Here is a 10,171-nt window from a genome sequence, read left to right as displayed (position 1 = left end):
CGCGGCACGCTCGCCGGGGCCCGACGGTGCCGCGCCCTCCGCGCCGGGCGCGCCGGGCGCCGGATCGGGATCGAGAACCACGTCGCCTCCCTCAGGTCCGCACGCGCGGGTCGAGAGCCGCGGTGATCAGGTCGGTCAGGAAACCCGCGAGCAACACGGACACCGCCGCGAAGAACGTCACGGCCAGGGTGATGTTGATGTCCTGGTTGCTGATCCCGCTGATGAGCCAGTCGCCCATGCCGTACCAGCCGAAGACGCGCTCGGTGAGCGTGGCGCCGGTGATCACGCCGGTCATGCCGAACGCGAACAATGCCGCCATCGGGATCAGGGCGGTGCGGAAGCCGTGTCGGAAGATCGCCCGGGCGCGGGTCAGGCCCTTGGCGCGGGCGGTGCGGATGTAGTCGGCGCCGAGCTCGTCGAGCATCGAGCCGCGCATGTAGCGGCTGTACGAGCCGAGCGTGAACAGCGTCAGCACCAGGGTGGGCAGCAGCAGGTGGTTGAGGCGGTCGAGGAGGTCGGCGAACACCGAACCCCCCGCACCCGGGGTGGTCTCCCCCGTGAACTGGATGACGGTGTGCCCGACGCCCTGGTTGAACTGGACGGCCAGCCACTTCACGATGGGCGCGAGCACCAGGACCGGTAGGGACAGCAGCACGAAGGTGGCGGCGGTCGCGAGGTGGTCGAACAGCTTGTACTGGCGTACCGCCGAGTACGCGCCGAGCAGCGTTCCCAGGACCGCGCCCAGAACCGTGCCGACGGTGACCAAGCGCAGGCTCACCAGCAGGCGCTGCCACAGTTCGTCGGTCACGCTGCCCGCGGCCACCGTCTGTCCGAAGTCGCCATGGCACACCCCCCACAGCCACACGAAGTAGCGGTGCACCGGGTTGTCGTCGAGGTGGAGCGCCGCGCGCTTGGCCGCGATCGCCGCCGCGGGGACCGGCGGATTGCGGCCGAGCAGCGACGCGAGCGGCTGGAACGTCGCGGACGCGAGCATGTACGTCACGAACGTGGCGAGCAGCAGCAGGACGATGTAGTTCAGCAGCCTGCGTAGGAGATAGCCCGTCATCGTCGGCGGCAGTCCTCTCCCTCGGCCACGTGCGGCCCTCGTCTGTCCTCGAAGTCCGGCTCCGACCCACGGGCCGGGCACGGGTCACAGTGTGCCGGACCCGGCTGCATTACGGTGCAACCTATGCCGAGCACCGCACCGTCGTCCACCCGAGACGCGGGAGAGCACAACCCCGATCTCGAACTCGCCCTGGCGCTCGCGGATGCCGCCGACACCATCACCACGGCGCGCTTCGGGGCGCGCGACCTGCGGGTCGATTCGAAGCCCGACCTCACCCCGGTGTCGGACGCCGACCTGGCCGTCGAGACCACGCTGCGCGAGCGGCTGGCGGCCGCGCGGCCGAACGACGCACTGCTCGGTGAAGAGTTCGGTGGGGAGGCCGTGTTCCGCGGGCGGCAGTGGGTACTCGACCCGATCGACGGGACCAAGAACTACGTCCGCGCCGTGCCGGTGTGGGCCACGCTGATCGCCCTCCTCGAGGACGGCGTCCCGGTGGTGGGCGTCGTGTCCGCGCCGGCCCTGCGCCGACGGTGGTACGCGGCCGCCGGGCTCGGCGCGTTCGCGGTGTTCGACGGTGGCGAGCCGCGCCGCCTCGCGGTGTCGGCGGTGGGCGACGTCGCGTCGTCGAGCATCTCGGTCTCGGACCTCGCCTACTGGGACCCCGCCGGCCGGACGCGGTTCCTGGCGCTGGCCGACGAGGCGTGGCGGCTGCGCGGTTACGGCGACTTCTGGAGTTACTGCCTGGTCGCGGAGGGTGCGGTGGACCTGGCCGTCGAGCCCGAGGTGTCGCTGTGGGATCTTGCCGCACTCGACGTCCTGGTGCGGGAGGCCGGCGGGGTCTTCTCGTCGGTCGACGGCCGGCCCGGCCCGCACAACGGATCGGCGCTGGCTGCGAACCCAGCACTCCACGCGGTCGCGGTGGAGCGTCTCGCCGGGGACTGACCAGCGATCCGATCCGGTGCGTGACAGCGATCTTACTCGGGAGTAAGGTTGGTCCTGACTCAAGAGTAAGTTGGCGGACGCCGGCGGAGCCCACGTTGCTCCCCGGCGGCGTGCCACACGAGAACAGATGGTGGAGATGAGCACGTCAACCGATCCCCGCGACACCAGCGCCGTCGGGAAGAACCCGATCCCCCGCAACCCGACGGGCCAGCTGATCCGCGGCCTGATGGCCATCGTCCAGTCGCCGTTCGTGCAGAAGCGCGGGCTGACGGACCTGGTCAACAAGGCAGCATTCGAAGGCACCAAGCACGGATTCAAGGCGCTCGGTGCCGCCAACCGCACCTTCAAGAAGGTGCAGACGGCCGGTAAGCCGCAGCGCCTGCGGTCGAGCGCGCGGTCGAACTACGACCTCACGCCCGACGACGACCAGAAGATGATCGTCTCGACGATCAAGGATTTCGCCGCCGAGATCATCCGGCCCGCGGCCCACGACGCGGACGAGGCCGCGAAGGCGCCCGAGTCCCTGGTCGCCCGCGCCGCCGAGCTGGGCATCACGCTCATCAACATCCCGGAGGAACTCGAGGGCGCCGGCAGCGACCGCGGCGTGGTCACCAACGCGCTCGTCGCCGAGGCTCTCGCATACGGCGACATGGGTCTGGCGCTGCCGATCCTCGCGCCGAGCGGCGTGGCGGTGACGCTCGCGCAGTTCGGCTCGGACGGCCAGCAGCGCACCTACCTGCCCGAGTTCGCCGGCGAGAAGGTCCCGCAGTCCTCCGTGGTGCTCGCGGAGCCGGGCGCACTGTTCAACCCGTTCACGCTGTCCACCAAGGCGACCCGCACCGCAGGCGGGTACATCCTGAACGGCGTCAAGGCGCTCGTGCCCGACGCCGGCTCCGCCGAGCTGTTCATCGTGGGTGCCGACCTCGACGGCAAGCCCGCTCTGTTCATCGTCGAGTCCGGCTCCGAGGGCGTCGTCGTGGAGGGCGACCCGAGCATGGGCCTACGTGCCGCGGCCCTGGGCCGACTCAACCTCAACACCGTGAAGGTCCCCGACGCCGCCCTGCTGGGCGAGGTCGACAAGGACACCGCAGCCCGCAACTACACCGACGTCGTGCGACTCGCGCGCCTCGGCTGGGCCGCGCTGGCGCTCGGCACCTCCCGCGCCGTGCTCGACTACGTGATCCCCTACGTCAAGGAGCGCGAGGCGTTCGGCGAGCCCATCGCATACCGGCAGGCGGTGGCGTTCTCCGTCGCCGACATGGCCACCGAGGTCGACGGCCTCGAGCTGTTGGTCTGGCGCGGCGCGTCCCGCGCCGAGCAGGGACTCTCGTTCGGCCGCGAGGCCGCGCTGGCCCGGAAGTTCGCCACCGACAAGGGGATGCGGATCGGGCTGGACGGTGTCCAGTTGCTCGGCGGCCACGGCTACACCAAGGAGCACCCGGTGGAGCGGTGGTACCGCGATCTGCGTGCCGTCGGCGTCGCCGAGGGCATCGTGGTGCTGTAGTCGCCCCTTCACTTCTCACGAAAAGACTTCTGACTCATGACAATCAACCTGGAACTCCCCAAGAAGCTCAAGGCGTCGGTGGAGCTGACCCACCAGGCGGCGGCGGAGGTCCTCCGCCCGATCGCCCGCAAGTACGACCTCGCCGAGCATCAGCCGCCGAAGGAGCTCGACACCGCGTCCGCCCTGTACGACGGGCTGGCCGCCGCCGGGCAGGCACCGTCGGGCTCGTCGGGTGATCGCAAGACCGACGAGGCGGAGAAGCCCAAGCCCAAGCCCACCGTCGACCCCACCGCCAGTCGCAACGGCGGCACCATGGAGTCGATCATCAACGCGATCGAGATGTGCTGGGGCGACGTGGGTCTGATGCTCGCCTTCCCGTATCAGGGCCTCGGAAACGCGGCCATCGCGGCTGTCGCGACCGACGAGCAGCTGGAGCGGTTCGGCAAGGTGTGGGCCTCGATGGCGATCACCGAGCCGGGCTTCGGCTCCGACTCGGCGGCCGTGTCGACGACCGCCGTGCGCGACGGTGACGAGTGGGTGCTGAACGGCACCAAGATCTTTGTGACCTCCGGCGGACGCGCCGACCACATCGTCGTGTGGGCCACGCTCGACAAGAGCCTGGGCCGCGCCGCGATCAAGTCGTTCGTGGTGCCTCGCGAGCATCCGGGCGTCACCGTGACCCGCCTCGAGCACAAGCTGGGGATCAAGGCGAGCGACACCGCCGAGATCCGATTCGAGAACGCGCGTATCCCCCTGGACAACATCCTGGGCAGCGCGGAGATCAACGTGGAGAAGGGATTCGCGGGGGTCATGCAGACCTTCGACAACACCCGCCCCCTGGTCGCCGCGATGGCCATCGGCTGCGCTCGGGCCTCGCTCGAGGAGCTCCGCAGGGTGCTCGAGGACGCCGGTGTGGTGATCGACTACGACCTGCCGATCAACGCGCAGTCGTACGCCGCCGCCGAGTTCATCCGGCTCGAATCCGATTGGGAGGCCGCGTTCCAGCTCACGCTGAAGGCCGGCTGGATGGCCGACAACAAGCTGCCCAACTCGATGCAGGCGTCGATGGCGAAGGCCAAGGCCGGCCGGGTGGGCTCAGACGTGACGCTGAAGGCGGTCGAGCTGGCCGGCACCGTCGGCTACTCCGAGCGGACGCTGCTCGAGAAGTGGGCCCGCGACTCCAAGATCCTGGACATCTTCGAGGGCACACAGCAGATCCAGCAGCTGATCATCGCCCGCCGCACGCTGGATCTGACCAGCGCGCAGCTCAAGTGATGTGAGCGGAACCTTTGCGCCCGATCTGCTGATATGCGGGCGTCTGAGGGCGCAGTACGGGCGCAAAGGTTCCGACATCGGCCTTGTTTCGCTAGCCTCGGGTCGCGGCGCGAAGGATCAGGTACGCAGCGGAGACGGCCTGCTTCGTCTTCGTCGGTTGAGGTGACGTGTACTCGGCGACGTAGCGGCCTACGGGGACCACGCAGTAGGCGACGGGGTCGGAGTCACTGTCCTTCCCGGTGTAGCACCGGCTGTTCGGGACACCATCGACGGACCAAGCGGAGCCGCCCGGGACGTCCTGGGCCTGCTCGGTCGCGAATCGGCCCGCCAGCAGGCTTGCGCCTGCGGCGTCCCGCGTGCGGTACGCGTTGCTCGCACCGAGGCCGATCACGTCGACGCCGGCCGGGAATCGTCACCGGTGTCTTGGGCTCCGGCTTCTCGCCCGAGATCGGCGCATCGAGTTCCGTGACCCGCGGATCGGCGACCGCCTTGGCCGCCGCCTCCACGGACGGCATCCCCGCCAGATCGACGATGAACTCGTGGTCGCCGATCGAATCGAGCTTGTCTCGGTAGTCGATGCTGATCCCGAGCGGCGCTGCCGCAAGCGCCTGTCCGACCCCGCTACCGAAGCTGTCCGACACCTCCGCACCGACCGCATTGCGGACCGCGTCGATGCACTTCATCGTCGGGACGATGTCGGTGACGACAGGCATCGTCGGGAACATCCGTTGGAGTTCGAGCGCCTTCCCGCCGCCTCCTGTGGTGGGCGACACGATGACCCTGGCGGTGGTCGGGAAGGACCGACGTCGAGGTGCGGCGCGGCGCTCGTCTCAGCGGTGGGGGTACCGGCGGTCGATGAGCACGCCGCCGTGAGCACCACCGCAGCCACGCCGCACGCGCCCATCGCCGCACGCTCCGTCCGAAGGCCCCGCCACCCGTTGCGATTCATGATGTGGAACCTAACTTCTTCGAGTTGCGCGCCGGTCGTGTTCGGCTTATCCACTCCACCCGCGCTTCCGCCGCGCCCGCCGCGGGCTCCTCATCAGGTCGTCAAACCGCGGCCTTGTCACTGAGACATGTTCTGCAGCATCAGTTCTCGAATCCTCCTGCAGTCGACCGGATCGCCCGACGGCCGGTCTCCTCGGCCGCTTTGGAACCGCCCGCAGGGCTGATGCGTCTAATTGATGACGGGGATGGACGAGGATGCACGCCCCGGCGCGACACCGGACGGGGCGGGGTATGGATTTCGACGAGATGCGAGAGCTTGCGCACGAGCGCATCGCCGGGCGGCGCGGGATGTTGCTCGACGGTGACCCGATCGAGGAACTCGCACGAGCACACGAACGGCATGCGGAGAGGTTGGACCGCGCCGCAGACGGCTTGCGCGAAGTCGGATGGAAGAACGCACTCGGCGATACCGTCGAAGGGCGGACCGTCACCACGAACTATCGAGCGTCGGCAACAGCAGGGCCCCAGTCACTCCGCGCAGCACTGATTTCACAAGCCGACGCCTCACGCGCAATTGCCGAAGGCCTGCGCGCAGTACACACCGAGCTGGCAGATACGGAGAAGGTCGGATACACCCAGATCTATTATGCTGCACAGCATTCCACACAGGCGAATTGATGAGCACTTATCCTCGCCATCCGCCTAGAGGGGCACAGCTTGCGGTCTGCGTCGTTCTCACCGCGACGGTCGGCGGCTGCACGACTACGATCCCTGGTGAGCCGATCGCCGCGAAGGGGTCTGCCGTGGCATCGCAAACCGCAGGCTCGCCACCGCTGCCATTCGCGGTGACCTTCACCGAACGTTGGAACCATCGCAACGATGGCTCATCGTTCGAGCCGTGCACGGCATACTCCTCCGCGGAGCTTCGTTCGATCGGAATCGACCCCGCGTCGGTGAGCGACGCCGCTGGCCACGATTCGCCCAATATCCGCGGCTGCCATTGGAAACGTGGTGACGCCGGACCCAGCCAGTTCGTGACTAATCCTGCCGGCCTCGACCGCTACAAGCGACTGCAACGCGACAAACGGTGGAGTCCCGACACGATCGTCAACGGGCGGCGCATCGCGGTAGCGACCGGCGACGACGACACATGCGGGGCGGCGTTCGAGTCCCAGCGCGCACTCGTAGTCACTCTCATCACCGCATACCCCCAACGCACAGGCCGAAGCCTCGATGAGGAGTGCGCGTGGGTGGTCCGATTCGCATCGATGGCAGCCGCCAGGGCGCCGTGAAAACCCGGGACAGCGTCACCTAACCGTTACCGAAGGAGGTGCCGGACGTCACATTTTCACGGTGACGTCCACCACAAACCGCAGGTAGATGGCTATTCGAAGCATCCTGCCAGATACCGCCGTTGACCTGCGCCTATGTTTATCACAGGTTGTCGTGACCAAGCTGTTACCAAACTGCTACCACCCCTCGACCGGGATGACATGTCGCCTCGAAGCCTCTAGCGTTCTGGTCAACCCGCTAGCCGGGACACAACAACTGAATCCGCGAACCCGCGTGTGAAGTGGGATCGGCACCGCTGGGGCGAGCGCCTATGAGCCGCCCGGTGCCGACACGCAGGACGAGAGATCAGACGATCTCCTCCTGCGGTGGCGATCTCGGGAGAGATCTTCTGCGCCACTCCCACTGGCGTGCCCGACAGAGACGGCACGATCCACCATTCACTTCCCCCTCGCTCGGCCCGTCAGGGCCTGGTCGGTGGCGCGCGCACGGCGAAAGGAATCCCCTTGAAGAACATCCGTAAGACCCTGGGCATGATGGCCGTCTCCGGCGCGCTGATCGGTGCTCCGATCGCTCTGGGTGCCGGCGCCGCCAACGCCGACACCGTCGACTGGGACGCGATCGCCGCGTGCGAGTCGGGAGGCAACTGGTCGACCAACACCGGCAACGGCTACTACGGCGGCCTCCAGTTCACCCCGTCGACCTGGTACGCCAACGGCGGCAGCGGCTCGCCGTCGCAGGCCTCGCGTGCCGAGCAGATCCACGTCGCCGAGAACGTCCTCGCGACGCAGGGCCGTGGCGCATGGCCCGTGTGCGGCTCGCGCGGCTGACACCAGCCAGGGCTCTCACGCCCACATCTTCATAGCGACGCCAGGGGCGATCGGGACCTCGAGTCCCGGCCGCCCCTGGCGTCGTCTATGACGCCACCTCACGGTCGACGCGCACGGTCCCGGCACGCCGGCCACGTGGCAGGTGCTCACCCGACTCACCGAAGTCGTCGTACCCGTGAGCCAGAATGGGTCCGTGCTGATCAACCGGGTCGTCGAGGTGTCCGCCGAGGTGGGCGGCACACGGTCGCGCAAGGCGAAGATCGCAGCGCTCGCAAGCCTGCTCGGCGAGGCCGACGCCGTGGAGGCTGCGGTCGTGGTCGCGTGGCTGGCGGGCGACCTCCCCCAGGGCCGGATCGGCACGGGCTGGCGCACGCTGATGCGCGCCGATACCGAGCCCGCTGCGGTGTCGTCGCTGACGGTGCACGGGGTGGATGCGACCCTCACCGAGCTGGCGGACACCGTCGGGGTGGGGTCGCAACATCGGCGCACAGCCCTGCTGTCCGGCATATTCGGCGCGGCGACCGAACGCGAGCAGCAGTTCCTCGTCCGGCTGTTCGGCGGCGAGCTGCGGCAGGGCGCTCTCGCCGGGGTCATGACCGAGGCCGTCGCTGCGGCCGCCGGCGTTCCACTCCACGCGGTGCGGCGCGCGGCGATGCTGTCGGGCTCACTCCCGGACGCTGCGGTCGCCGCCCTCGACGGTGGCGTCGACGCCCTCGCCCGGTTCCGGCTCGAGGTCGGACGAGGTGTGTCCCCGATGTTGGCGTCCCCCGCGGAGGATCTGGGTGCTGCTCTCGCCGACCTCGGCCCCGAGGTGAGCGTCGAATACAAGCTCGACGGTGCCCGGATCCAGGTACACCGCAACGGGTCCGAGGTCCGGGTGTTCACCAGGACGCTTCGTGACATCACCGCGACCGTGCCCGAGATCATCGAGCTCGCTCGCGGACTGTCCTGCACCAGTGTGGTTCTCGACGGCGAGACGCTCGCGCTCACCGATTCGGGGCGGCCGCGGCCGTTCCAGGAGACGATGAGCCGATTCGGCGCGGCGGGCGACCGAGCCGATTCCGGCCCCGCGCTCGACGTCGAGAAGGCGCGAGACATATTGCGACCCTTCTTCTTCGACTGTCTCGAACTCGACGGTCGAGACCTGCTGGACGAACCGCTCGCGGCGCGCCGAGCGGCGCTCGCCGCCGTTGCCGGCGAGCATCTGATCCCCTCCCTGGTCTCCCCCACACCCGAGGCCGCGGCAGACCACCTCGCCGCGGCGCTGGCGGCAGGGCACGAGGGCGTGATGGTGAAGGCGCTCGACGCGCCGTACGCGGCGGGGCGACGCGGCAGGTCGTGGCTGAAGGTGAAGCAGGCGTACACACTCGATCTGGTGGTGCTCGGCGCCGAGTGGGGTTACGGCAGGCGCATGGGGCTGCTCTCCAACCTGCACCTGGGCGCCCGGGACCCCGACGGCGGAGACCCGATAATGGTGGGCAAGACGTTCAAGGGCCTCACCGACGCGCTGCTCGCGTGGCAGACAGAGGAGTTCCCGCGGCACGAGCGCGCCCGCGATCAGCACACTGTGTACCTGCGGCCGGAGATCGTGGTGGAGATCGAGCTCGACGGTGTTCAGGTGAGCCGCCGCTACCCGGGCGGCGTGGCGCTGCGGTTCGCTCGCGTGCTGCGGTACCGCCCCGACAAGGACACTGCCGAGGCCGACACCATCGACGCCGTCCGTGCGCTGCTCCCGAACGGTCCCGGAGCGACCGACGGCGGTGCGACGATCAGGCGATGAGCACTCCCACGGTCACCGCCGTACGCGGCGACATCACGGCGCAGCACGTCGACGCCGTCGTCAACGCCGCCAACCGGCGGATGCGCGGCGGTGGCGGCGTCGACGGCGCCATTCACCGCGCCGGCGGCCCGGCCGTGCTCGCCGACTGCATCGTGCGGTTCCCCCGCGGACTCGCCACCGGCGATGCGGGCTGGACCACCGCCGGCGACCTGCCTGCTCGCTGGGTGATCCACACCGTCGGTCCGAACTTCCGGGCGGGTGAACGCGATCGGACGCTGCTGACGTCCTGCTATCGGCGAGCGCTCGAGGTGGCCGACGATCTGGGGGCACGCACTGTCGCCTTCCCGCTGATCAGCTCCGGCATCTACGGGTGGCCGGCGGACGACGCGATCGACGCTGCCGTGGAGACGTTGACCGCCACGATGTGCGATGTCGAGGAGGCGCGCATCGTCGCCTTCGACGACGGACTGCTGGAGAGGCTGGAACAGCGATTGCGCCGCCCACCGTACTAGGCGTCACGAGGGCAGGTTCGGCGG

The 10,171-nt window shown here is 69.0% G+C and carries 10 protein-coding genes; 8 read left to right on the top strand and 2 right to left on the bottom strand.

Features of this window, described 5'->3' with window-relative positions; translation table 11 throughout:
• Nucleotides 1-91 precede the first annotated feature (91 nt).
• Entirely contained in the window at nt 92-1,066 is a 975-nt protein-coding gene (locus tag ABD908_RS10885) for an ABC transporter permease (protein ID WP_344995044.1), read from the bottom strand.
• Nucleotides 1,067-1,189: 123 nt separating this feature from the next.
• On the opposite strand from ABD908_RS10885, the gene ABD908_RS10880 reads away from it, so the two are divergent.
• From ABD908_RS10880 to ABD908_RS10870, 3 genes are all read left to right on the top strand, one after another.
• On the top strand, nt 1,190-2,008 hold the full coding sequence (locus tag ABD908_RS10880) for an inositol monophosphatase family protein (RefSeq protein ID WP_344995041.1): 819 nt from the start codon (nt 1,190-1,192) through the stop codon (nt 2,006-2,008).
• Between the two features lie 127 nt (nt 2,009-2,135).
• A complete protein-coding gene (locus ABD908_RS10875; protein WP_344995039.1) occupies nt 2,136-3,512 on the top strand; it encodes an acyl-CoA dehydrogenase family protein in 1,377 nt (458 codons plus the stop codon).
• 36 nt (nt 3,513-3,548) lie between these two features.
• Nucleotides 3,549-4,787, top strand: coding sequence for an acyl-CoA dehydrogenase family protein (locus tag ABD908_RS10870; RefSeq protein WP_344995036.1), 1,239 nt, complete (start codon nt 3,549-3,551; stop codon nt 4,785-4,787).
• 91 nt (nt 4,788-4,878) lie between these two features.
• Here ABD908_RS10870 and ABD908_RS27635 read toward each other — a convergent pair whose 3' ends face one another.
• Nucleotides 4,879-5,178, bottom strand: a complete 300-nt coding sequence (locus tag ABD908_RS27635; protein WP_425584369.1) for a DUF7373 family lipoprotein — start codon at nt 5,176-5,178, stop codon at nt 4,879-4,881.
• 848 nt (nt 5,179-6,026) lie between these two features.
• On the opposite strand from ABD908_RS27635, the gene ABD908_RS10860 reads away from it, so the two are divergent.
• The 5 genes from ABD908_RS10860 to ABD908_RS10840 all read left to right on the top strand — a co-directional run bounded on the left by ABD908_RS10860 (nt 6,027) and on the right by ABD908_RS10840 (nt 10,147).
• Entirely contained in the window at nt 6,027-6,413 is a 387-nt protein-coding gene (locus ABD908_RS10860) for a hypothetical protein (RefSeq protein ID WP_344995030.1), read from the top strand.
• Nucleotides 6,413-7,027 (top strand): DUF3558 domain-containing protein, encoded by a 615-nt coding sequence (locus ABD908_RS10855; protein ID WP_344995027.1) that lies wholly within the window; start codon nt 6,413-6,415, stop codon nt 7,025-7,027. The genes ABD908_RS10860 and ABD908_RS10855 overlap by 1 nt, the downstream gene beginning before the upstream one ends.
• Before the next feature lie 504 nt (nt 7,028-7,531).
• Nucleotides 7,532-7,855, top strand: a complete 324-nt coding sequence (locus tag ABD908_RS10850) for a transglycosylase family protein (RefSeq protein WP_344995024.1) — start codon at nt 7,532-7,534, stop codon at nt 7,853-7,855.
• A 193-nt stretch (nt 7,856-8,048) separates the two neighbouring features.
• Complete coding sequence (locus ABD908_RS10845) at nt 8,049-9,635, top strand: ATP-dependent DNA ligase (RefSeq protein ID WP_344995021.1); 1,587 nt, start codon at nt 8,049-8,051, stop codon at nt 9,633-9,635.
• Nucleotides 9,632-10,147 carry an O-acetyl-ADP-ribose deacetylase gene (locus tag ABD908_RS10840; RefSeq protein WP_344995018.1) on the top strand — a complete coding sequence of 172 codons (516 nt, stop codon included), beginning with the start codon at nt 9,632-9,634 and terminating at the stop codon, nt 10,145-10,147. Before ABD908_RS10845 ends, ABD908_RS10840 begins: the two co-directional genes overlap by 4 nt.
• Nucleotides 10,148-10,171: the final 24 nt, after the last annotated feature.

Origin of the sequence: Tsukamurella soli (assembly GCF_039541155.1) — a bacterium.
In the GTDB taxonomy this organism is placed as follows: Bacteria; Actinomycetota; Actinomycetes; order Mycobacteriales; family Mycobacteriaceae; genus Tsukamurella; species Tsukamurella soli.
This window is presented reverse-complemented; position numbering and strand designations above follow the sequence as displayed.

Coding starts and splice junctions, on each gene's coding strand:
- ABD908_RS10875 (WP_344995039.1), top strand. CDS start 2,136: ATGGTGGAGATGAGCACGTCAACCGATCCCCGCGACACCAGCGCCGTC.
- ABD908_RS10885 (WP_344995044.1), bottom strand. CDS start 1,066: ATGACGGGCTATCTCCTACGCAGGCTGCTGAACTACATCGTCCTGCTG.
- ABD908_RS10870 (WP_344995036.1), top strand. CDS start 3,549: ATGACAATCAACCTGGAACTCCCCAAGAAGCTCAAGGCGTCGGTGGAG.
- ABD908_RS10840 (WP_344995018.1), top strand. CDS start 9,632: ATGAGCACTCCCACGGTCACCGCCGTACGCGGCGACATCACGGCGCAG.
- ABD908_RS10880 (WP_344995041.1), top strand. CDS start 1,190: ATGCCGAGCACCGCACCGTCGTCCACCCGAGACGCGGGAGAGCACAAC.
- ABD908_RS10855 (WP_344995027.1), top strand. CDS start 6,413: ATGAGCACTTATCCTCGCCATCCGCCTAGAGGGGCACAGCTTGCGGTC.
- ABD908_RS10860 (WP_344995030.1), top strand. CDS start 6,027: ATGGATTTCGACGAGATGCGAGAGCTTGCGCACGAGCGCATCGCCGGG.